The 21,366-nt window shown below is 54.4% G+C and carries 19 protein-coding genes; 17 read left to right on the plus strand and 2 right to left on the minus strand.

Translation table 11 applies throughout. The features are described from left to right. From murD to lpxC, 9 genes are all read left to right on the plus strand, one after another. Complete coding sequence (murD, locus tag ACQYWX_RS04550; RefSeq protein ID WP_431688024.1) at nucleotides 1–1,341, plus strand: UDP-N-acetylmuramoyl-L-alanine--D-glutamate ligase; 1,341 nt, start codon at nucleotides 1–3, stop codon at nucleotides 1,339–1,341. Then, nucleotides 1,338–2,531 carry a putative lipid II flippase FtsW gene (gene ftsW / locus ACQYWX_RS04555; RefSeq protein WP_431688025.1) on the plus strand — a complete coding sequence of 398 codons (1,194 nt, stop codon included), beginning with the start codon at nucleotides 1,338–1,340 and terminating at the stop codon, nucleotides 2,529–2,531. Before murD ends, ftsW begins: the two co-directional genes overlap by 4 nt. Then, complete coding sequence (gene murG, locus ACQYWX_RS04560; RefSeq protein WP_431688026.1) at nucleotides 2,528–3,610, plus strand: undecaprenyldiphospho-muramoylpentapeptide beta-N-acetylglucosaminyltransferase; 1,083 nt, start codon at nucleotides 2,528–2,530, stop codon at nucleotides 3,608–3,610. Before ftsW ends, murG begins: the two co-directional genes overlap by 4 nt. Then, nucleotides 3,603–5,036 carry a UDP-N-acetylmuramate--L-alanine ligase gene (murC, locus tag ACQYWX_RS04565; protein ID WP_431688027.1) on the plus strand — a complete coding sequence of 478 codons (1,434 nt, stop codon included), beginning with the start codon at nucleotides 3,603–3,605 and terminating at the stop codon, nucleotides 5,034–5,036. The genes murG and murC overlap by 8 nt, the downstream gene beginning before the upstream one ends. 39 nt (nucleotides 5,037–5,075) lie before the next feature. Continuing rightward, nucleotides 5,076–6,023, plus strand: a complete 948-nt coding sequence (locus ACQYWX_RS04570; RefSeq protein WP_431688028.1) for a D-alanine--D-alanine ligase — start codon at nucleotides 5,076–5,078, stop codon at nucleotides 6,021–6,023. A gap of 123 nt (nucleotides 6,024–6,146) precedes the next feature. Continuing rightward, complete coding sequence (locus ACQYWX_RS04575) at nucleotides 6,147–6,977, plus strand: cell division protein FtsQ/DivIB (RefSeq protein WP_431688029.1); 831 nt, start codon at nucleotides 6,147–6,149, stop codon at nucleotides 6,975–6,977. Between the two features lie 29 nt (nucleotides 6,978–7,006). After that, on the plus strand, nucleotides 7,007–8,239 hold the full coding sequence (ftsA, locus tag ACQYWX_RS04580) for a cell division protein FtsA (protein ID WP_216736744.1): 1,233 nt from the start codon (nucleotides 7,007–7,009) through the stop codon (nucleotides 8,237–8,239). Between the two features lie 91 nt (nucleotides 8,240–8,330). Then, nucleotides 8,331–9,494 (plus strand): cell division protein FtsZ, encoded by a 1,164-nt coding sequence (gene ftsZ / locus ACQYWX_RS04585; protein ID WP_127968639.1) that lies wholly within the window; start codon nucleotides 8,331–8,333, stop codon nucleotides 9,492–9,494. A 93-nt stretch (nucleotides 9,495–9,587) separates the two neighbouring features. Next, nucleotides 9,588–10,496 carry a UDP-3-O-acyl-N-acetylglucosamine deacetylase gene (gene lpxC / locus ACQYWX_RS04590; RefSeq protein ID WP_127968640.1) on the plus strand — a complete coding sequence of 303 codons (909 nt, stop codon included), beginning with the start codon at nucleotides 9,588–9,590 and terminating at the stop codon, nucleotides 10,494–10,496. 5 nt (nucleotides 10,497–10,501) lie between these two features. On the opposite strand, the gene ACQYWX_RS04595 is transcribed toward lpxC, so the two are convergent. Further along, complete coding sequence (locus tag ACQYWX_RS04595) at nucleotides 10,502–10,912, minus strand: DciA family protein (protein WP_279506809.1); 411 nt, start codon at nucleotides 10,910–10,912, stop codon at nucleotides 10,502–10,504. Between the two features lie 172 nt (nucleotides 10,913–11,084). Here ACQYWX_RS04595 and ACQYWX_RS04600 point away from each other — a divergent pair, with 172 nt between their 5' ends. The 8 genes from ACQYWX_RS04600 to ribA all read left to right on the plus strand — a co-directional run bounded on the left by ACQYWX_RS04600 (nucleotide 11,085) and on the right by ribA (nucleotide 19,330). Continuing rightward, nucleotides 11,085–12,020 (plus strand): M23 family metallopeptidase, encoded by a 936-nt coding sequence (locus ACQYWX_RS04600; protein WP_431688030.1) that lies wholly within the window; start codon nucleotides 11,085–11,087, stop codon nucleotides 12,018–12,020. A 318-nt stretch (nucleotides 12,021–12,338) separates the two neighbouring features. Then, nucleotides 12,339–15,065 (plus strand): preprotein translocase subunit SecA, encoded by a 2,727-nt coding sequence (gene secA, locus ACQYWX_RS04605; RefSeq protein ID WP_431688031.1) that lies wholly within the window; start codon nucleotides 12,339–12,341, stop codon nucleotides 15,063–15,065. Between the two features lie 5 nt (nucleotides 15,066–15,070). Next, nucleotides 15,071–16,291 (plus strand): bifunctional glutamate N-acetyltransferase/amino-acid acetyltransferase ArgJ, encoded by a 1,221-nt coding sequence (argJ, locus tag ACQYWX_RS04610; protein ID WP_431688033.1) that lies wholly within the window; start codon nucleotides 15,071–15,073, stop codon nucleotides 16,289–16,291. Between the two features lie 30 nt (nucleotides 16,292–16,321). After that, nucleotides 16,322–16,726, plus strand: coding sequence for an 8-oxo-dGTP diphosphatase MutT (gene mutT, locus ACQYWX_RS04615; protein WP_431688034.1), 405 nt, complete (start codon nucleotides 16,322–16,324; stop codon nucleotides 16,724–16,726). 21 nt (nucleotides 16,727–16,747) lie between these two features. Then, nucleotides 16,748–17,227, plus strand: coding sequence for a cyclic pyranopterin monophosphate synthase MoaC (gene moaC / locus ACQYWX_RS04620; RefSeq protein ID WP_127968646.1), 480 nt, complete (start codon nucleotides 16,748–16,750; stop codon nucleotides 17,225–17,227). Nucleotides 17,228–17,230: 3 nt separating this feature from the next. Then, nucleotides 17,231–17,482, plus strand: coding sequence for a molybdopterin converting factor subunit 1 (moaD, locus tag ACQYWX_RS04625; RefSeq protein ID WP_431688035.1), 252 nt, complete (start codon nucleotides 17,231–17,233; stop codon nucleotides 17,480–17,482). Between the two features lie 105 nt (nucleotides 17,483–17,587). Next, nucleotides 17,588–18,574 (plus strand): GTP 3',8-cyclase MoaA, encoded by a 987-nt coding sequence (gene moaA, locus ACQYWX_RS04630; RefSeq protein WP_431688036.1) that lies wholly within the window; start codon nucleotides 17,588–17,590, stop codon nucleotides 18,572–18,574. A 132-nt stretch (nucleotides 18,575–18,706) separates the two neighbouring features. Further along, nucleotides 18,707–19,330: a GTP cyclohydrolase II gene (gene ribA, locus ACQYWX_RS04635; protein WP_216736752.1), complete on the plus strand. Its 624-nt coding sequence runs from the start codon at nucleotides 18,707–18,709 to the stop codon at nucleotides 19,328–19,330. Nucleotides 19,331–19,414: 84 nt separating this feature from the next. On the opposite strand, the gene dxs is transcribed toward ribA, so the two are convergent. Further along, a complete protein-coding gene (dxs, locus tag ACQYWX_RS04640) occupies nucleotides 19,415–21,346 on the minus strand; it encodes a 1-deoxy-D-xylulose-5-phosphate synthase (protein ID WP_431688037.1) in 1,932 nt (643 codons plus the stop codon). Nucleotides 21,347–21,366 lie beyond the last annotated feature (20 nt).

Consider the following 21,366-nt stretch of genomic DNA (forward strand, 5'->3'; position numbering starts at 1 on the left):
ATGTCGATTTTGGCGCGCGACCGTAATATCGCTGTTATCGGGTTAGGTAAGACCGGGCTGTCCTGCGCGGATTATCTGACACGGCGCGGTTATGGCTTTTGCGTGATGGATACGCGCGAAAATCCTCCTGGGCTGGCGGAGCTTAATGCGATCAATCCGGATGTGCAGGTGGTGACCGGCGGGTTGGATCAGGACATGTTGGCGCGCGCCGACGAAATCTGGTTGAGCCCTGGCGTGCCATTGAGTCATCCAGACCTGCAGGCGGTGAAAGGGCAAGTCAAGATCTGTGGCGACGTAGACGTATTCAGTCGTGAAGCCAATGCGCCCATTTTGGCGATCACCGGCTCCAACGGCAAAAGCACTGTGACCACGCTGGTCGGCGAGATGGCGAAGGCTTGCGGCGTGAACGTCGCCGTAGGCGGCAACCTGGGAACGCCAGTGCTGGACTTGCTGGCGGACGGGGTGGAGCTGTACGTGGTGGAGCTGTCCAGTTTCCAGCTGGAGACGACTGATCGCCTGGGCGCACTGGCGGCCACTGTGTTGAATCTGTCTGAAGACCATATGGACCGCTATGCGGACATGATGGCTTACCACCTCGCCAAGTTGAGAGTGTTCTATGGCTGTCGTCGTCAAGTGCTGAATCGTGATGATGCGTTGGCGCAACCGCCCCTGAGCCGGGACGCGGAAGTTACCTGGTTTACGTTGAAGAAGCCTGAGCCAGGACAATATGGCGTGCTGGAGGAAAATGGCGACGCCTGGCTGGCGTATGGCGCGGAAAAGCTTTTGCCAGTGGAGCAGATGCGCATTCGCGGCAAGCACAACTGGAGCAACGCCCTGGCCGCACTGGCGCTGGCGGATGCCGCAGGTTTGGAGTGCGAGCCCTGTCTGCAGGCGTTGAGAGAATTTACGGGGCTGACCCACCGTTGTGAGTGGGTGGCGGATAAAGACGGAGTTGCCTACATCAATGACTCTAAAGCCACTAACGTGGGAGCGACTCAGGCGGCATTGGCCGGATTGGGTCCTGTTACGAACGGTGGAATCGTGTTGATTTGCGGCGGACAAGGGAAAGGTCAGGACTTTGCTCCTTTGGCTCCGGCGGTGAAAGAGTGGGTGTCCACGTTGATCATCATTGGTGAAGACGGCCCCAAATTAAAAGAAGCACTCGCTGGCGGCGCAATGACGTTGTCAGCTGAAACGATGGAAGAGGCGATTAAGCTGGCGGCGGAAACATCCTCTGCTGGCGATCTGGTGTTGCTGTCTCCAGCCTGCGCCAGTTTTGACATGTTCAAAAACTACGAGGATCGCGGCGACCAGTTCAAGCAATGGGTGAGGGCGTTATGAGTACGTTAACGCTTACCGCTTCCAAAAACACCCAGACGATGACGCTGGATATGCCGTTGCTGGGCTCCGCCCTGGCGTTGGCGGCCATTGGCTTGATCATGGTGACCTCGGCGTCGGTTGACTTCGCTGACGACGCTAATGGACAGGCCTTGTACTACATGTGGCGGCATTTATCGTACCTGCTGGCCGGCGTTGCAGTTGGCTTTGTGATTTTGCGGCTGCCTCTGCAATGGTGGCACAAGCAAAGCTGGATACTGCTGGTGGTGGCGCTGGGTTTCCTGGTGGCGGTGCTGATTCCCGGCATCGGGAGGACAGTTAACGGCAGCACCCGCTGGATCAGTCTGGGAGTGATCAATATCCAGGCGTCGGAAATCGCCAAAGTGTGCCTGGCGATATACACCGCCAGCTATCTGGTGCGCCGCCTGGACGAAGTGCGCGGCAGCTGGTGGGGCTTCGCCAAGCCGTTGCTGGTGCTGACGCTGGTGGCGTTGCTGTTGCTGATGGAGCCAGACTTCGGCGCCTTGGTTGTCACCATGTGCGCGGTGGTCGGAATGATTTTCTTAAGCGGCGTGGCGTTAAGCCGGTTCGCCGCACTGTTGATGTTCTGCGTGGGTAGCGTGGCGTTGTTGGCGGTATCACAGCCCTACCGCTTGAAGCGGTTGACGGCTTATACCGACCCCTGGGCGGATCAGTTTGACAGCGGTTATCAGCTGACTCAGGCGCTGATCGCTTTCGGGCGCGGCGAGTGGAGCGGCGTAGGTCTGGGTAACAGTATACAAAAGCTTTTTTATCTGCCTGAAGCGCACACCGACTTCGTGTTCGCGATTATCGCGGAAGAGCTGGGTCTGCTGGGTAGCTTGTTGATTATCGTGTTGTTTGGCGTGTTGCTGTGGCGCGGCATGCATGTGTCGCGGATGGCGGAACGTGCGGGTCAGCTGTTTAACGCCTACACCGGCTATGGCGTCACGCTGTTGCTGGGCGGTCAGGCGTTGATCAACCTGGGCGTGAACACCGGACTGTTGCCAACCAAAGGTTTGACGTTGCCGCTGATCAGTTACGGCGGCAGTAGTTTGATTATCAGTAGCCTGTGCGTGGCGATTTTGCTGCGAATTGGCTCCGAGGCGGTGAGCGGCGAACAGAATGAAGAGACGTCGCCAAAAGTGAAAAACCGGGGAGGCGCCCAGCGATGAGCGGCAAGACTTTCCTGGTTATGGCGGGTGGCACCGGCGGGCATGTATACCCAGCGCTGGCGTCTGCGCTGGCGTTGCGCGAACAGGGAGCGAAGGTCGTCTGGCTGGGCGCACGCGGAGGAATGGAGGAGCGTATTATCAGTGGCACTGACATTCCTATGCGTTTAATCACAATTGGCGGCTTGCGGGGCAAAGGCGCGGTTGCATTGTTGATGGCGCCGGTCAACCTGATGCGCGCCCTATGGCAGGCATTCAGCGTATTCCGTAAGGAAAAGCCCGATTGTGTGTTGGGAATGGGTGGATTTGCGTCAGGACCTGGCGGCATCGTGGCCTGTTTGACCGGCACGCCTCTGGTGATTCACGAACAGAATGCGATTGCGGGAATGACTAACCGTTGGCTGGCTCGCGGCGCGCGCTATGTATTGGAAGCTTTCCCGCAGACCTTTGCTCAGGCGCAATCGGTTGTGACCGTGGGTAATCCGGTCAGAGACGAACTGGTGGCGTTGCCCTCGCCGCAGGAGCGGGGAATCGGCTCAAGAAAACCCACGCTGCTTATTCTTGGCGGCAGTCGCGGCGCTCTGGCTTTAAATGAAGCGGCGCCTAAAGCGATTGCGGCCTTGCCAGAGGCTTTGCGTCCACGAATCGTGCATCAAGCGGGCGAGGGTAAGGACCAAGCCTGTCGCGAGCTTTATGCGAGCTTGGGAGTGGAGGCGGAAGTCCACGATTTTTTACAAGACATGGCCAGCGTATATGCAAATGCTGACCTGGCTTTATGTCGAGCAGGGGCGTTGACCCTTGCGGAGCTTTGTACTGTGGGACTGGGAGCCCTGCTGGCGCCTTACCCACATGCGGTGGACGATCACCAGACCGCGAATGCCCGACACTTGGAACAGGCGGGAGCGGCGAAGATATTTCAACAGGATCATTTAACAGTGGAAAGATTGGCAGAGACTTTGACTTCCCTGCTCGGGCAGCCGCAAAAACTGCTGGAAATGGCGAACGCCGCACGGACGTTAGCCAAGCCCGAAGCGACCAGAGAAGTGGTCAAGTATTGTTGGGAGGCATGCGCCAATGACTGAGACAACTATGAAGAATACCGTTTGGGGACCGCCCGAAATGCGCCGTATCAGACGCATACATTTTGTGGGCATTGGCGGCTCCGGTATGTGCGGCATCGCGGAAGTGCTGCTGAACCAGGGTTATGAAATCAGCGGCTCAGACCTGAAAGAGTCCGCAACGACCAGACGTTTGAGCGATATGGGGGCGATCATCACCTTCGGCCATACCGCGCAGAATATTGCCGGAGCGAATGTGGTGGTGACATCCAGCGCCGTAGCCAAAGACAACCCGGAAGTGACGGCGGCCAACGAGCAACGTATTCCGGTCATCGCCCGCGCGGAAATGCTGGCGGAGTTGATGCGTTACCGACATGGCGTCGCCATCGCAGGCACCCACGGCAAGACAACGACAACCAGTCTGATGGCGTCCGTTTTAGGTGAAGCGGGTCTGGACCCAACGTTTGTTATCGGTGGTCGTCTGAACAGCGCAGGAACCAACGCCAAGCTGGGCGCCTCTCGATATCTGGTGGCCGAAGCGGACGAGAGCGACGCGTCGTTCCTGCACCTGACGCCAATGGTGTCAGTTGTGACAAACATAGACGCAGACCACATGCACACCTATGGCGGCGACTTTGAGAAGCTGAAGCAGACCTTCGTCGACTTCCTGCATAACCTGCCTTTCTACGGCGTGGCGGTGATGTGTTACGACGATCCGGTGGTGCGTGAAATTATTCCCCGCGTAGGGCGTTCCGTCATCACCTATGGATTTAACGAGAAAGCGGATGTGCGGGCCGTGGATATCGCACAGCAGGGGATGCAGACATCCTTTACTGCGAAGCGCCCTGGCGATCAGCCCGACTTGCGCATCAGCCTGAACATGCCGGGCAAGCACAATGTACTGAATGCGCTGGCGGTGATAGCGGTAGCGTCTGACGAAGGGATTGCCGACGAAGCGATTGTCTCTGCGCTGAATAAATTTCAGGGCGTGGGGCGTCGGTTTCAGGTTTACGGAAATTATCCGGTGGCTGATGGCTCGGTCATGCTGGTTGATGACTATGGTCATCACCCGAGAGAGGTGGACGCCACCATCAAAGCCATTCGCGACGGCTGGCCGGATAAGCGTCTGGTGACAGTATTCCAGCCCCACCGGTACACGCGCACCCGCGACCTGTACGAAGACTTTGTGCAGGTGTTGTCCAAAGTGGATGTGTTGGTGCTGATGGATGTTTATCCCGCGGGGGAAAAAGAAATCCCGGGGGCGGATGGACGCAGTCTCTGCCGCAGTATCCGGCAGCGTGGACAGCTTGACCCAATATTTATCGAACGTGGGCAGGATGTAAAAGCAGTGTTGAGCGGCGTGCTTCAGGACGGCGATCTATTACTGACGCAAGGCGCGGGAGACATCGGCTCAGTGGCCGGGGTATTGGCTGAAGGCGGGCTGCAATAGCGGCTGGCGTAACGAAGCAACAAGGTAATTAAAGCGTATATGACGGTCCTCAGTTGGGAAAAAGTAAAAGACCTGCCGCCCGCCGATTTCGGCAAAGTGGCGGTGCTGTTCGGAGGCGCATCCGCTGAGCGGGACGTGTCTCTGAAAAGTGGCGGGCAAGTGCTCGCGGCCTTACGTAACGCTGGTGTGGACTGTTTTCATATCGATCCGCGCGATGGCTTGCAGCCCTTATTGGACGGCGATTTTGATCGCGCATTCATCGTATTGCACGGCCGTGGCGGAGAAGACGGAACCATGCAGGGACTGTTAACCCTGCTGAACAAGCCCTACACCGGTAGCGACGTTCTCGCGTCCGCCTTGGCCATGGATAAGCTGCGCACCAAACAGTTGTGGGAAACCATGGGTATCCCGACGCCCAAGTATGCCGTGTTGGACGCCGAATGTGACTGGAATGCCATCGTGCAGGAAGTGGGCGCGGGACATCCGTTGATGGTGAAGCCTGTTCATGAAGGCTCCAGTATCGGTATGCGTAGAGTGGCTTCCGCTGAAGAGTTGGAGGCGGCATATCTGGAAGCGGCGAAATTTGATTCAGTCGTGATCGCAGAGCAGTGGATAACCGGCGCGGAATACACAGTCTCTATTCTGGGTGAGGACGCGTTGCCGGCCATCAAGCTGGAGACAGACCGCCAGTTTTACGACTACGAAGCCAAGTATCTGGTGAACGACACGCGTTACATTCTGCCCTGTGGCTTATCTCAGGACAAAGAAGACGAGCTCAAAACGCTGGCTCTGCACGCCTATCGCGCCATTGGCTGTTCTGGATGGGGGCGGGTGGACGTCATGTGTGACGCATCCGGCCAGCCTTGGCTGCTGGAAGCGAATACGGTGCCTGGGATGACGGACCATAGTCTAGTTCCCATGGCCGCAAAAGCCTCTGGATTAAGCTTTGAACAGCTGGTTTTGAGCATACTTGGTACGACATTGTAACCAGGACGACGATCGACCTGGATGGCAGTCAAGGACGACTGGACAAAATTGAAATGTACGGACGTGCGTAACGACAGTTGCGCCAAGGCAAGTAACTGAGAGTCGCTACAGCTAATGACGCCAATGAAGAAGCAGCTCGACAAATCGCTTGGTTCCCGACGCGGCGCAACTGCGACCCGCGCAAGGGAGCGCGCCGACAACCGGAATACCGGGCCGGCTGCGATCGTGCGACTGCTGGCCTTTATCCCGTGGAATCGGGTACTGCTGCACGTATCGATCTTCTGCTTTTGGCTGTTGGTGTTAAGCGCGTTGATCGCTGGCGTCAAATGGTTGGACCGTCCAGTCGCCACGGTTCAGGTGGTCGGTGAGTTGAATTACGTGAGCCGCGGAGAGGTGAAAGAGCTGCTAGCGCCGTTGCTCAACGCCAGCTTTTTCACATCCGATCTGGAAGGCGTGCGCAAAAGCCTGGAAACCCATCCCTGGATAAAGAGGGCTTCCATCTCGAGATTGTGGCCGGACGCTGTGCAAGTGGATCTGGAAGAGGAAGAGCCTTTTGTCAGATGGCGCAACCAGGGCTATATCAACGAAGCCGGGCGGTTGTTCGTTAAAGAAACCGGCGTTGTGGTGAACGGCCTGCCTTCGCTGATTGGACCGCCGCACAGCGAGCGACTGGTCTTTGATAACTTCCAGAAATGGAAGGCGGAGCTAGCCAAAGTGGGACTGGATGTGAACGGCGTGATTATGGAGTCCAGAGGCGCATGGCTGATCAGCTTTACGGATGGGTGGGAGCTTAACCTTGGGAAACAGGATGTTGAGGGACGGCTACACCGTTTTACTGTGCTGTTTGATAAGAAACTGCACCAGGAGCGAGAAAAAATAGCGAGTGTTGACGCACGATACACCCGGGGGGTGGCGGTGAAATGGAAAGCAGACGTTACTCCGGAACAAGGTTGAATGTGAACTTTAAGACAGAGTCGAAATATATGGCGAGTTCGAGTGGGAATATGATTGTGGGGCTGGACATTGGCACATCTAAGGTGGTGGCCATTGTCGGGCAGAGAAATCAGGAAGGAGCGATTGAAGTCGTTGGCATCGGTTCCCATCCGTCACGCGGACTCAAACGGGGCGTTGTCGTCAATATAGAAACAACGGTCCAGGCCATACAACGTGCGGTGGAAGAGGCTGAGCTGATGGCCGGTTGCCGCATTCACTCCGTCTATGCGGGCATCGCCGGCAGCCACATCCGCAGCATGAACTCCCACGGCATCGTTGCGGTGCGCGACCGGGAAGTGGTGCAGGCGGATCTGGAAAGAGTTCTGGACGCGGCGCAGGCGGTGGCGATTCCCGCTGATCAACGTGTGCTTCACGTCGTGCCGCAGGAGTACGTCATCGACAACCAGGAGGGCGTGAAAGAGCCTGTAGGGATGTCTGGCGTGCGCTTGGAAGCCAAGGTTCATCTGGTTACCTGTGCGGTCAACGCTTATCAGAACATCGAAAAGTGCGTGAAGCGCTGCGGTCTGGAAGTAGACGAAATCATTTTGGAGCAGCTCGCCTCCAGCTACGCGGTGCTGACGGATGATGAAAAAGAGTTGGGCGTGTGCGTTGTCGATATCGGCGGCGGCACGACTGATATCGCAATATTCACGGGCGGCTCTATTCGTCACACGGCGGTAATTCCTATCGCTGGCGATCAGGTCACTAACGATATTGCGATGGCTTTGCGAACGCCAACGCAGAATGCAGAGGAAATTAAAATCAAATACGCCTGCGCGCTGACTCAGCTAGCGGGCGCGGATGAGACGATCAAGGTGCCGGGTGTGGGAGATCGCCCGTCGCGGGACTTAAGCCGGCAGTCGTTGGCGGAAGTTGTGGAGCCGCGCTATGAGGAGTTGTTCACCTTGATCCAATCAGAGTTGCGACGCAGCGGGTATGAGGACCTCATCGCCGCTGGCGTCGTGCTCACTGGAGGAACCTCCAGTATGGAGGGGGTCGTGGAGTTGGCGGAGGAGATTTTCCACATGCCGGTAAGGCTGGCGGTGCCGCAATGGGTCACCGGCCTGAGCGATGTGGTTAGCAATCCTATGTACTCCACCGCAGTCGGATTACTGCTCTATGGATTTAAACAGCAAGAACTCGGCCGGGGCTCCCAGCACCGGGGAGAACCTGCAGAAAACCTGTTCCAACGGCTGAAGAACTGGTTTATGGGGAATTTTTAATCAGCCCAAATAGAGTCAACTCAAAGGTCTATACCAACTTGCGGAAATTAGTTTCAGGTCGCAGGTACTATAACGAAGAAGGAGAAGGGGAATGTTTGAGCTCGTAGATAACGTACCACAAAATGCAGTCATTAAAGTTGTAGGCGTTGGCGGCGGCGGCGGCAACGCAGTTCGTCACATGCTCGCCTCTTCGGTGGAAGGCGTGGAGTTTATCTGCGCGAACACCGACGCTCAGGCGTTGCGTGATGTCGACGCCAAGCACGTGATTCAACTCGGCGGCAGCGTCACCAAAGGGCTGGGCGCCGGAGCCAATCCAGAAGTCGGTCGTCAGGCGGCGATGGAAGACAGAGAGCGCATCGCGGAAACGCTGAGAGGCGCGGACATGGTCTTCATTACTGCTGGCATGGGCGGCGGCACCGGAACGGGCGGCGCGCCGGTTGTAGCGGAAATCGCCCGTGAGATGGGCATCCTGACGGTTGCAGTAGTCACCCGTCCGTTCCCGTTTGAAGGCGGCAAGCGCATGAAAGTTGCGGAAGCCGGCCTGCGTGAATTGGGACAACACGTCGATTCACTGATTACGATTCCCAACGAGAAGCTGTTGAGCGTCATGGGCAAAAACACCAGTCTGCTGGATGCTTTCGCCGCGGCTAACGATGTGCTTTTGGGGGCTGTACAGGGAATTGCGGATTTGATTATCCGTCCTGGAATGATAAACGTAGACTTTGCGGACGTTCGCACCGTTATGTCCGAAATGGGCATGGCGATGATGGGCACTGGCGTTTCCAGCGGCGACAATCGCGCTCGTGAAGCGGCGGAAAGAGCCGTACGCAGCCCGCTGCTTGAAGATATCAATCTGCAGGGCGCGCGTGGGATTCTGGTCAACATTACTGCAGGCATGGATCTGTCTTTGGGCGAGTTTTCTGAAGTGGGCGCCACCATTGAAGAATTCGCTTCCGACGCTGCGACAGTGGTTGTTGGAACGGTAATCGATCCAGAAATGAAGGATGAGTTGCGGGTGACAGTGGTCGCCACGGGTTTGGGCGGTGTGCATGACCGGCCGACCAAGGTGGTGGACAACTCTTCCCGGACTATGAACGGCACAACTGATTATCATCAGCTGGAGCGTCCGACTGTGATGCGTAAACGCGCTACTTCAGTTGTGGGCAATGCGGCGGTGGATCGTCGGGCCGTAGGGGATGAGCAAAACGTGGACTATTTGGACATACCTGCGTTTTTGCGTCGTCAGGCGGATTAAATGAGAATGAGTTCGGTCTTTTAGGTTGGTGCACCTAATACCTTTCTGGTATGATTTGGCCGAATTTTATCCAGATTTTGGTAAATCATTGAAATGATAAAACAGCGCACACTTAAAAACATCATCCGAGCCACTGGCGTTGGTCTGCATTCAGGGGAGAAGGTCTACCTGACCTTGAAACCGGCCCCAGTGGACACGGGTGTTGTATTCTGCCGTACAGATCTCGATCCTATCGTGGAAATCCCGGCGCGTGCTGAGAACGTAGGCGAAACCCTTCTCTCTACGACTCTCGTAAAAAACGGAGTGAAGATAGCAACCGTTGAACACTTGCTGTCAGCTCTGGCCGGTCTTGGTATCGATAACTGCTACGTTGAGTTGAGCGCAGCCGAAGTGCCTATTATGGATGGCAGCGCCGGTCCGTTTGTATTTCTGATTCAATCGGCGGGCATTGCTGAGCAGGACGCGCCCAAGAAATTTATCCGCATCAAGCGCGAAGTAACGGTGACTGACGAAGACAAGCGGGCTACCTTTGTACCGTTCGACGGTTTCAAAGTGACTTTTAGCATAGACTTTGATCATCCTGTGATCAAAGGCCGCTCACAAGAGACAGTTATCGACTTTTCCAGCACTTCTTTTGTTAAGGAAGTTAGCCGTGCGCGGACATTTGGATTCATGCGCGATATTGAAAAATTGCGTGCAATGAATCTGGCTTTGGGTGGCAGCATGGATAACGTTATCGTTGTCGATGACTTCAAAATTCTCAATGAAGACGGCTTGCGCTACGAAGACGAATTCGTCAAGCACAAGGTGTTGGACGCGATTGGAGATCTGTACCTGTTGGGCAACAGCCTGATCGGTGAGTTTAAAGGTCACAAGTCGGGTCACGGCTTAAATAACAAACTTCTTCGTGAGCTTATTTCCCAAAAGGATGCTTGGGAGGTTGTGACCTTTGAAGACGCCAGTGAAGCGCCGATTTCCTACCTGAAACCGGTGCTGGCCTAAGATTTCTAGTCCGCTGTATGAGTTGAAAGAGCCTCCAGAGCTTTCTTCAACTCAGGATCGTCACAGAGCTGAGCTTCTTGTTTGAGAAGCTCAGCATTCTTTTGCGAAATTGGTTTCGCCTTCCTTTTTGTCTTCGCTTTAACTTCCGTTGGCTCCACGCGAATTTTGAACTGATAAGCAAAATCGAAATCTTTATGTTTGCGTAGTTCCGGCAGGGACGTGTGTTGATTCATGCGCAACTGGGTTGCGGTGACGGCATCGGGGACAGTTACGCGAATAACGCCATCTTTAACTGATGACAGAGTTACTTTGCCCCGTAGTTGGTCGGGCAGGCATTGTGAGAATATCTGCTGCAGCTTATCCAGATGCAGAGCCCGATGAAAAAGAGACTCCAGCGTAGGGGAGGATGACGACAAAATATCTCCCAGCTTTCGATCTCTATTAGGCATTACAGTTAACCAAAGATTAAAGGTTCGTTACATTTGCAGACATCAACTATCACAACATCTGTTACAATTTACAAGTATAGTATTTTTAGATAACCTCCGTCGTTTATATAATTCAGGCAACTCAAAACCCTGGAAAAGCATGAATATTATCTTCCTGAGAGATGGACATGGTCAGTCACGCGCCCGTTCTATGGGCGCGCGCGCAGTTGTGCTGACGACGGTCCTTGCGTTGTCTCTGGTGGCTGCATTGTCGGCGGCGGCGTTTTGGCTTGGACGGCAATCCGCCGCGTCGGACGCTTCTATCACTCCTGAACTGGTTAAAACCTGGCAGGAAAATCTGAAACAACAGAAAGAAGAAATCCGCACTTATAAGTCCCTTGCGCAACAGAATATAGATGCCCTGACGCTGCGTATGGGCGAGTTGCAGGCGAGACTATTGCGCCTTGATGCGCTTGGGCAACGTCTTACCGATGTCGCTGGTCTGGATGAAGGGGAGTTTGACTTTGAATCTTCGCCCGCATTAGGTGGACCTGAAGAGCCTGCCTTAGAGCAATCTTTTTCTGTTCCAATGCTAACGCAAGTGCTTGAGTCCATTGAGCAGCAGGCTGAGTCCCGTGAGCAACAATTGCGGGTGATGGATGAGCTATTCGTCAATCAACGCTTTCAACGAGAGCAGTTTGTCGCGGGTCGTCCAATCAAGAAGGGCTGGTTGTCTTCCCATTATGGCTTTCGTTCAGATCCGTTCACTGGTAAGCGGGCGTGGCATTCTGGCGTAGACTTCGCTGGCAAAGAGGGCAGCGATATCGTTGCGGTCGCTGGTGGGGTTGTGACCTATTCGGAAGAGCGCTTCGGCTACGGTAATCTGGTTGAGGTTAATCATGGCGGAGGTTTGGTCACTCGCTATGCGCATTGCGCCAAACTCATGGTTAAAACCGGGGATGTCGTGCAGAAGGGACAAATTTTGGCGAAGATGGGGAGCACAGGGCGTTCTACTGGGCCCCATGTTCACTTTGAAGTTCTTCAGGATGGGCGTTCTGCAAATCCCACAAAATTTATTCACCGCGCAAGTCGGTAACACTTTTTTAGGGCCTTGATGTAACCCACGTCAAGGCCTTGCCATTACTGGCTTTCCCCCACATTCAGTCTAGCCAATTTAAGGCGTTTCTATCTCCCTACCGCGCGCATTGCTTGTTACTAGGGGTAACAAGTGTGCACTAATCCCTTTATTGCTGTAACAAATTGAGGTTAGAATGCGGAGCTTGGAATTACGCTCCCGCTGAATTTATATCTCCTTCGGCAAGGTGGCTCCAAATCCATAAAGTAACGAGTAAGCGATTCCGCCACGAGCGGAGCCTCCATAAACGCTTCAAAGAGACAGGTAATTTCGTTAGTTATGTTTTCATCTATCGCCAGGAAAATTTTCGGCAGCAAAAATGCCCGCGAAATTAAGCGCATGGGCAAAGTTGTCAAACGCATCAACGAACTGGAAGAGTCAATCAGCGCATTAGACGAAGCCGCTCTTAAAGCAAAAACTCAGGAGTTTCGCTCTCGACTTGAGAAAGGAGAAACGCTTGATCAAGTGTTGCCGGAAGCATTTGCGGTAGCGCGAGAGGCCGGTAAGCGTGTGATGGGCATGCGCCATTTTGATGTTCAGTTGATCGGCGGTATGGTGCTGCATGAAGGCAAAATTGCAGAGATGCGTACCGGGGAAGGTAAAACGCTGGTAGCAACGCTTCCCGTATACTTGAATGCCCTGACCGGAAAAGGCGTACACGTAGTCACCGTAAACGATTATCTGGCGCGTCGTGATGCGGACTGGATGAGGCCTCTGTACGAATATTTGGGGTTGAGCGTTGGCGTCGTGGTGAGCGGGCAGGATAGTGAGACCAAGCGCGCCGCTTATGCATCAGACATTACTTACGGAACCAATAACGAATTCGGTTTTGATTACCTGCGTGACAACATGGCGTTCAGCCTCACCGACAAGGCGCAACGCGGACAGCATTTTGCGATTGTCGACGAGGTTGACTCGATCCTGATTGATGAGGCGCGGACGCCTTTGATCATCAGTGGCCCAGCTGAAGACAGCTCTGAGTTGTATAGAAAGATTAACGAGCTGGTTCCTCAGCTCAAGAAAGGTGAGCAGCCAGAGGAAGGGCAGCCAGTTGATGGGCACTTCACTGTTGATGAGAAAAGTCGCTCAGTTGAGCTGTCGGAATCAGGCCACTCTTATGTAGAAGATCTGCTAACCAAAAACGGTTTGCTGGAAGAAGGCGACAGTCTCTACGCCGCCACGAACCTGGGTCTACTGCACCATATCAGTTCTGCTCTGCGCGCCCATCATTTATATAGTAAAGACGTTGACTACATCGTGCAGAACGGCCAAGTGGTCATTGTTGACGAACATACAGGCAGAACCATGCCGGGCCGCCGTTGGGGTGAAGGTCTGCACCAGGCGATTGAAGCGAAAGAGCGCATCAAAATCCAAGCTGAAAGCCAGACACTTGCTTCTACTACCTTCCAGAATTACTTCCGTCTTTATGAAAAGCTTGCCGGTATGACCGGCACCGCTGATACCGAAGCCTTCGAGTTTCGCCAGATTTATGGTTTGGACGTCATTGTTATTCCTACCAATAAACCGATTAAGCGTATTGATTACAATGACTTGGTATATCTGTCCGTGGATGAGAAGTTCCAGGCGGTTATCGACGATATCAAGGATACAGTGACGCAAAATCGTCCTGTGTTGGTGGGTACGGCCTCTATCGAGGCGTCCGAATATTTGTCGGCCATGCTGAAAAAAGAAGGCATCGCTCACAACGTTTTGAACGCGAAGCAGCACGAGCGTGAAGCGCATGTTATTGCGCAAGCGGGTCGTCCTGGCGCAGTCACCATCGCCACTAACATGGCGGGTCGCGGTACCGACATCGTCTTGGGCGGAAACTGGGAAGCCGACGTCGCTGAGTTGGAAGATCCAACACCAGAACAGATTGCTCAACTCAAAGCCGATTGGCAGAAGCGCCATGATCAAGTAATCGCTGCGGGTGGTCTGCATGTCGTTGGCTCTGAGCGCCATGAGTCTCGGCGTATCGATAACCAGCTACGGGGACGCTCGGGTCGTCAGGGCGATCCTGGCTCGACCCGTTTCTACCTGTCTCTGGAAGATAACCTGATGCGTATTTTCGCCTCTGACCGGGTGAAAAATATTATGCAGGCGTTGGGTATGCAGAAAGGCGAAGCGATTGAGCACCGGATGGTGAGCAACGCTATCGAAAAAGCTCAGCGTAAAGTAGAAGGCCGCAACTTCGACATTCGTAAATCGCTGCTGGAATATGATGACGTGGCGAACGATCAGCGTCATGTCGTTTACGAACAGCGTAACGAAATTATGGCGACCGACGATATTTCGGAAATGATCGATGCGATCCGCGGCGACGTGGTCAACGCTACGGTCAGCCAGTTTATCCCGCCGCAAAGTTTGGCCGAACAGTGGAATATTCCAGGGCTTGAGAAGCAATTGGAGTCTGATTTCGGCGTTGATTTACCTGTGCAGCAGTGGCTGGACGAAGACAAGCGTCTGCATGAAGAGACCTTGCGCGAGAAAATCCTGCAGGCGGTAGTTGATTCTTATCGTGAGAAAGAAGAAGTGGTTGGCGCATCCGTTATGCGCAACTTCGAGAAGCAGGTATTCCTGCAAGTCCTAGATACTTTGTGGAAAGAGCACCTTTCCAATATGGACCTGCTGCGTATGGGTATTCATTTGCGTGGTTACGCGCAGAAAAACCCCAAACAAGAATACAAACGTGAAGCCTTTGAACTGTTTCAGAACATGCTGGATACCATCAAGCATGACGTAGTCCGAGTGATCTGCCATGTCAGGGTGCAGAAACAGGAAGAAATGGAAGAGCTGGAGCGCCGTCGCCGTGAAGCGTTGGCGCAACAAATGCAGCGCGCTCAGGCGACTCACCCTGAAGCCTCAGAAGAAGACGCCGATGCGGAAGAACAGGATGAAAGCTCTGATGCGCCTTATGTTCGCGATCACAAGAAAGTCGGTCGTAACGAGCCTTGCCCATGTGGCTCCGGCAAGAAATATAAACAGTGTCATGGTCGCCTGGAGTAACTGAGATGGCTGTGGGGCACGCGCCTTTACCTGAGTTTCACCCTGTTGCGGGCGTTCGTATCGGGGTTGGGTCCGCTGGCATTAAAAAGCCGGGCCGTAAAGACCTGGTTGTGTTTGAGCTATGTGAAGGAGCGCGAACAGCCGCTGTTTTTACCAATAACGCTTTTTGCGCTGCGCCAGTCACGCTGGCTAAGCGTCACCTTGCTGAGGGCGCGCCTCGTTACTTGTTAATCAACACTGGCAACGCCAATGCGGGCACGGGTCGGCAAGGTCTGGATAACGCCATGCGATGCTGTCAGACGTTGGCGCAGCTTGGCGAAGTGGCGTCTGAGCAAGTATTGCCGTTTTCCACGGGGGTCATTGGCGAGCCGCTGCCTGTCGATAAAATCGTAGCAGGGTTGCCCAGCGCACTGGGTAATCTCAGTGACAACGCCTGGGCTGAAGCTGCTCAAGGGATAATGACGACGGATACCCGGCCTAAAGGCGCCACTGTGCGTCTTGAAATTGATGGCGTGGCGGTTCATATCAGCGGCGTCAGTAAAGGCGCTGGGATGATTAAGCCGAATATGGCCACAATGCTGGGCTTCGTCGCGACGGACGCAGATATCGAGCCGGAACTGCTGCAACGCATGCTGACTGCCGCCGCCAATAAATCTTTTAATCGCATCACCGTAGATGGAGATACCTCCACCAATGACGCTTGTGTACTGGTGGCGACAGGGCGTTCCGGCGCACTGAGATTTACTGAGGCGAATGCTGAGCTTTGGCGGCCATTTCAGGAAGCGTTGGATGACTTGATGCAACGGCTTGCTCACGCCATTGTCAGGGACGCGGAAGGAGCGACCAAGTTCGTCGCCGTCAACGTTCAGGGCGCGGCGGCGCTTAGCGAAGCGCTTGATGTCGCCTACACCATCGCCCATTCTCCATTGGTCAAGACCGCATTATTCGCCAGCGATCCTAATTGGGGCCGCATACTGGCGGCGGTTGGGCGCGCAGGCCTGCAGGACCTTGAGGTTGAGCGTATCAATATTTACCTCAACGAAGTATGCATTGTTGAGGGCGGCGCCAGGGCGGCTTCATATACGGAAGAGGCCGGACAAGCGGTGATGGATCTTGAGGACATTACAATTCGAGTCGATCTGGGTCGCGGAGAAGTAGAAGATACTGTCTGGACCTGCGACTTCTCCCATGAATACGTCACTATCAATGCTGAATATCGCACCTGATCGCTGTGACAGGTGCTGTGGAGACGGAGAATGAAAGCCGTTCATGTCGCTGTTGCTGTGGTTCTCGACCAGCGCAATAGAGTGTTGGTAGCCCGCAGACCTGACCATTTGCATCAAGGGGGGCTGTTAGAGTTCCCTGGAGGTAAAGTTGAACCTGGTGAAACGGTTTTGGCGGCGTTGCAGCGTGAACTTTTTGAAGAAGTTGGCGTCCAAGTGGATGTATCTGAGGACGCAGCAAACCCTTTGATCCAAATAGAGCATCACTATCCCGATAAGCATGTATTGCTGGATGTGTGGCGCGTATCCCGATTTTCTGGCGAAGCGCAAGGCCGTGAAGGTCAATATGTGGCCTGGCTGGATCTGAATGAGCTTGACCCCGAGGCGTTTCCCGCCGCTAATCGTGAGATCATCGCGGCGTTGCGGCAAGCCAGTTAGTGACCTGAGTGAGGAGTGCGGATGGCGGAACTCACCCATCTTGATGAGAAGGGCGCAGCGCATATGGTGGACGTTTCCGATAAGGAAACGACAACCAGAGTAGCGCGAGCGGAGGCATTGATTCGAATGCAGCCGGAAACCCTGGCCATGATTACCGAAGGTCGGCACAAAAAAGGCGATGTCTTTGCGGTCGCCCGTATCGCTGGTATTCAAGCGGCGAAAAAAACGTCTGACCTGATCCCCTTATGCCATAGCCTTAATCTGACTTCGGTGAAAGTAAACCTGGAGGCGGATTCAAGCGCTTCCCTGGTACGCATTGAAGCGATATGTAAGCTTGATGCGAAAACCGGTGTGGAGATGGAAGCGCTGACAGCGGCCAGTGTGGCGGCCCTGACCCTTTATGATATGTGCAAGGCGGTGGATAAAGGGATGGTGATCGAGTCGGTGCGCCTGCTGGAGAAGCAAGGCGGACGCAGCGGCCATTGGCAGGTGCAGGAGTAAGCCATGATAAAGGTATTGTTTTTCGCGAAGTTGCGGGAGCAGGTGGGTCGTTCTGAAATAGAGCTACCCGCTTTGGATTCCGGGAGCAATGTAGCTGCGCTGTTAGATGCACTGGTCGCGGAAATTCCAGAGGCCGAGCCCGTCTTGAGGCAGGGAAATATTCTGGCGGCGATAAACCAGGAAATGGCTCCCTTGAGCGCGACAGTTGCAGATGGTGATGAGGTCGCATTCTTTCCGCCAGTGACCGGCGGGTGAGAGCCCGCCGTTTGTAGTTCGCCGCCTGTTGGGCTGGATTTGTTTCGGCAGGTCAGGTGGCGTATAAATGGAGTTGGTAGTTATCGAGGGGGAGTGCGTCTCGCTATGTCTTCAGCCCGCCTGATTGATCGATTTGGCCGTGAAGTAAATTACGTACGGCTGTCTGTAACCGACCGGTGCGACTTTCGTTGTGTGTATTGCATGGCGGAAGATATGACCTTCCTTCCCCGTGAACAGATCCTTTCGTTGGAAGAGCTCTACGACGTGGGCAAAGCGTTTGTTGAGCTTGGCGTTCGTAAGTTGCGGCTGACCGGGGGGGAGCCCCTTGTACGGCGTAACATTCTGGAGTTGGTGGAGAAGCTTGGGCGCTTGCAGGAACTGCATGAATTAACCCTGACTACCAATGGCTCCCAGCTTGTCAAAATGGCGCCGGATCTTCGTAAAGCTGGCGTCAAGCGCATCAATGTCAGTCTCGACAGTCTCAATCCCGATCGTTTCAAAGAGTTGACCCGCACTGGGGATTTGCAGCAAGTGTTGGCGGGAATTGACGCCGCCAAAACTGCCGGTATAGAGAGAATCAAGCTTAATGCAGTGGTTCTGCGCGGGCGCAATGAAGACGAGGTGATGGACCTGGTGCGATATGCGCGAGCGGAAAAGCTGGATATTTCTTTCATTGAAGAAATGCCACTGGGCGCAATCACAGAGCATAATCGTCAACTTTCTTTTGTTTCCAGCGCTGAATTACGTGAACGTATCAGTCAGGATTATGAGCTGTTTCCCTGCAGTGAAAATACAGGGGGGCCTTCTCGTTATTACAGAATGTCCGACAGCATATCCAGAATTGGCTTTATTTCACCTCACAGCCATAACTTCTGTCATTTGTGCAACCGGGTTCGCGTGACGGTGGAAGGGCGCCTGTTGCTATGTCTGGGCAATGAACATTCCGTTGATTTGCGTGAAGTTTTGCGTGGTAGACCTGATCAATTGAAGCTGGCGATTGTCGACGCCATGACGATTAAGCCGGAACGGCACTATTTTAATCTTGAGGAAGAACCTCAGATCGTACGCTTTATGAATATGACCGGCGGTTGACGCCAGTCTTATGGGGCGAATCATTGGCGCAAGTTATTGACGCCATAGATTGCGCCCATGAGTCTAAGTGTTGGGGTGGGGCGGCGCATCTGGTAGAATTTCCGCCCCGCCAAGTTTTAGAGAGAGTATCGAGTGTCTGTCACCTATGTCGCCAGTTGCAAGCTGCCAACTCCCTTTGGTGTATTCGATATGCACGGATTCCAGGAAGCCGGCACGCAAAAAGAACATATTGCCCTGACTTTGGGAGATATTGGCGACGGAGCGCCGGTGTTGGCGCGTACGCACTCAGAATGCCTGACTGGTGACGCGCTGTTCAGTATGCGCTGTGACTGCGGCTATCAGCTCGACGAAGCGTTGCGCAGCATCGCCGCCGAAGGGCGGGGCATTTTGCTGTACTTGCGCCAGGAAGGTCGTGGGATTGGCTTATTGAATAAGATTCGCGCTTATAATCTGCAAGATCAAGGCGCTGATACGGTGGAAGCCAATGAGCAACTGGGGTTCGCGGCGGATTTACGCGACTACAGTATGTGCAAACCGATGTTGTATCACCTGGGAATAAGCCGTATTCGGCTGATGACCAACAATCCTCGCAAGGTCAATTCGCTGACTAATTTAGGAATTGAAGTGGTTGAGCGGGTGCCTCTGGAAGTGGGAAGAAATCCCCATAATCGCAACTATCTGGCCACTAAAGCCGGCAAATTAGGGCATTTGCTGACGACGCACCAAGACGACGATTACGTTGTCGCTGCGAAATAATGCGGACGGGTAGTAAAAAAGACTTCAAGACAGACAGTTTTGAGAAAGGTTAAGCGGGGCGCATAGTGCGCCCCGTTTGCGTTTTCAGGCGATGGCGCCAGCCTTGGGCGACGCCAGATTCAGGCTCTGCAGGCGCTTTTTGATAGCTGCGGCGATGCCTTGCGTATCCAGACCGACTTCTTTGTGCAATTCTGCAGGCTTGCCGTGTTCGATAAACTCATCGGGTAGACCCAGCTGCAATACGGGCATGGCGATGCCTTGCGAAGCGAGAAACTCGATTACGCCGCTGCCTGCGCCACCAAGGATGCAATTCTCTTCAAGGGTTACCAAAAGATCATGGCTTCCCGCCATCTCCAGAATCATATTTTGATCCAGAGGTTTGATAAAGCGCATATCAACGACGGTGAAATTATTCTCTTCCGCGACTTCCAGAGCTACAGGCAACAAGGCGCCAAAGTTCAGGATGACTGTCTGCGCGCCACGGCGACGCAGGTTGGCTTTGCCTATCTCCAATGACTCCAGCCCTGGGCTGATTTCCGCGCCTGGTCCGTTGCCTCTGGGGTAGCGCACTGCAGCGGGGCCTTTGAACTGGTGTCCAGTAGTCAGCATTTTGCGGGTTTCATCTTCGTCCGACGGCGCCATGATCACCATGTTGGGGATGCAACGCAGGTAGGTGAGATCGAAGCTGCCAGCGTGAGTAGGGCCGTCTTCGCCGACCAGCCCCGCGCGATCAATCGCGAAAAGCACATCCAGGTTTTGAATCGCGACATCGTGAATGAGCTGGTCGTAAGCGCGCTGCAGGAAGGTGGAGTAAATGGCCACTACCGGCTTGGCTCCGTCGCAAGCCAAGCCTGCGGCTAACGTCACTGCGTGCTGCTCTGCGATGGCGACATCATAATAACGCTCAGGAAAACGTTTGGAGAACTCGATCAGATCGGAGCCTTCGCACATGGCGGGAGTGATGCCCACCAGACTGGGGTCCTGTTCCGCCATGTCGCACAACCATTGTCCAAAAATATTGGAGTATCGCGGCTTTTTCGGCGCTTTAGCGGTGTCCTGCACCTTGGGCTTAGGTTCAATTTTATTGATGGCGTGATAGCCAATAGGGTCGCTTTCCGCGTGGGCGAAGCCTTTGCCCTTTTTCGTGACCACATGCAGAAACTGAGGCCCGCTCAGTTCCTTGATATTGTTCAGGGTCTCCACCAGACGAGGCAGATCGTGGCCGTCTATGGGACCGATATAGTTAAAGCCAAGCTCCTCGAACAGAGTGCCTGGAGCGACCATGCCTTTGAAGTGCTCTTCTGTTTTGCGAGCCAGCTCCATCAGACCCGGCGCGCCCTGCAGCACACGCTTGCCGCTGTCGCGCATCTGGTTGTAAGTCTTGCTCGCCAGCAAACGGGCGAAATAGTTGGACAGTCCGCCGACATTGCGGGAAATCGACATGTCGTTGTCGTTCAGAATCACCAGCAGGTCCGCTTTGGTGTCGGCGGCGTGGTTCAACGCCTCGAACGCCATACCGGCGGTCATGGCGCCGTCGCCGATAACGGCGATGGCTTTCCGGGGCTGGTTCTGCATGCGTGCAGCGATCGCCATGCCCAGTGCGGCGCTGATAGACGTGCTGGAGTGGCCAACGCCAAAGGTGTCATATGGGCTTTCTTCGCGGCGAGGAAAAGCGGCGAGACCATCCTTTTGACGAATAGTGAGCATTTGCTCACGGCGACCGGTAAGTATTTTGTGGGGGTAAGCCTGATGGCCCACGTCCCAAACCAGTCGGTCGTCGGGAGTGTTGAAGGCGTAATGCAGGGCTACGGTTAACTCCACCACGCCAAGGCCTGCGCCGAAATGGCCGCCGGACTGGCCTACGCTGTACAGCAAAAATGCACGTAGTTCGTGCGCCAACTGCAGGAGTTCGGCTTCATTGAGAAGACGCAGTTGGGCCGGAGAGTCGATTTTGTCGAGCAGCGGCGTGTTGGGCCGGTGCACTGGAATTTCTTGAAATACGTATGGTTTTTGCATTCTTGCAGTTGTAGTCGCTC

The organism is Hahella sp. NBU794, from assembly GCF_050749805.1.
Classification (GTDB): Bacteria; Pseudomonadota; Gammaproteobacteria; order Pseudomonadales; family Oleiphilaceae; genus Hahella.

Excerpts from the sequence above, each read along its gene's own strand:
- ACQYWX_RS04600 (WP_431688030.1), top strand. The coding sequence starts at position 11,085 with ATGAATATTATCTTCCTGAGAGATGGACATGGTCAGTCACGCGCCCGT.
- secA (WP_431688031.1), top strand. The coding sequence starts at position 12,339 with ATGTTTTCATCTATCGCCAGGAAAATTTTCGGCAGCAAAAATGCCCGC.
- moaA (WP_431688036.1), top strand. The coding sequence starts at position 17,588 with ATGTCTTCAGCCCGCCTGATTGATCGATTTGGCCGTGAAGTAAATTAC.
- mutT (WP_431688034.1), top strand. The coding sequence starts at position 16,322 with ATGAAAGCCGTTCATGTCGCTGTTGCTGTGGTTCTCGACCAGCGCAAT.
- ftsZ (WP_127968639.1), top strand. The coding sequence starts at position 8,331 with ATGTTTGAGCTCGTAGATAACGTACCACAAAATGCAGTCATTAAAGTT.
- ftsW (WP_431688025.1), top strand. The coding sequence starts at position 1,338 with ATGAGTACGTTAACGCTTACCGCTTCCAAAAACACCCAGACGATGACG.
- murG (WP_431688026.1), top strand. The coding sequence starts at position 2,528 with ATGAGCGGCAAGACTTTCCTGGTTATGGCGGGTGGCACCGGCGGGCAT.
- dxs (WP_431688037.1), bottom strand. The coding sequence starts at position 21,346 with ATGCAAAAACCATACGTATTTCAAGAAATTCCAGTGCACCGGCCCAAC.
- ftsA (WP_216736744.1), top strand. The coding sequence starts at position 7,007 with ATGGCGAGTTCGAGTGGGAATATGATTGTGGGGCTGGACATTGGCACA.
- ACQYWX_RS04575 (WP_431688029.1), top strand. The coding sequence starts at position 6,147 with ATGAAGAAGCAGCTCGACAAATCGCTTGGTTCCCGACGCGGCGCAACT.
- moaC (WP_127968646.1), top strand. The coding sequence starts at position 16,748 with ATGGCGGAACTCACCCATCTTGATGAGAAGGGCGCAGCGCATATGGTG.
- moaD (WP_431688035.1), top strand. The coding sequence starts at position 17,231 with ATGATAAAGGTATTGTTTTTCGCGAAGTTGCGGGAGCAGGTGGGTCGT.
- murC (WP_431688027.1), top strand. The coding sequence starts at position 3,603 with ATGACTGAGACAACTATGAAGAATACCGTTTGGGGACCGCCCGAAATG.
- ACQYWX_RS04570 (WP_431688028.1), top strand. The coding sequence starts at position 5,076 with ATGACGGTCCTCAGTTGGGAAAAAGTAAAAGACCTGCCGCCCGCCGAT.
- lpxC (WP_127968640.1), top strand. The coding sequence starts at position 9,588 with ATGATAAAACAGCGCACACTTAAAAACATCATCCGAGCCACTGGCGTT.
- argJ (WP_431688033.1), top strand. The coding sequence starts at position 15,071 with ATGGCTGTGGGGCACGCGCCTTTACCTGAGTTTCACCCTGTTGCGGGC.
- murD (WP_431688024.1), top strand. The coding sequence starts at position 1 with ATGTCGATTTTGGCGCGCGACCGTAATATCGCTGTTATCGGGTTAGGT.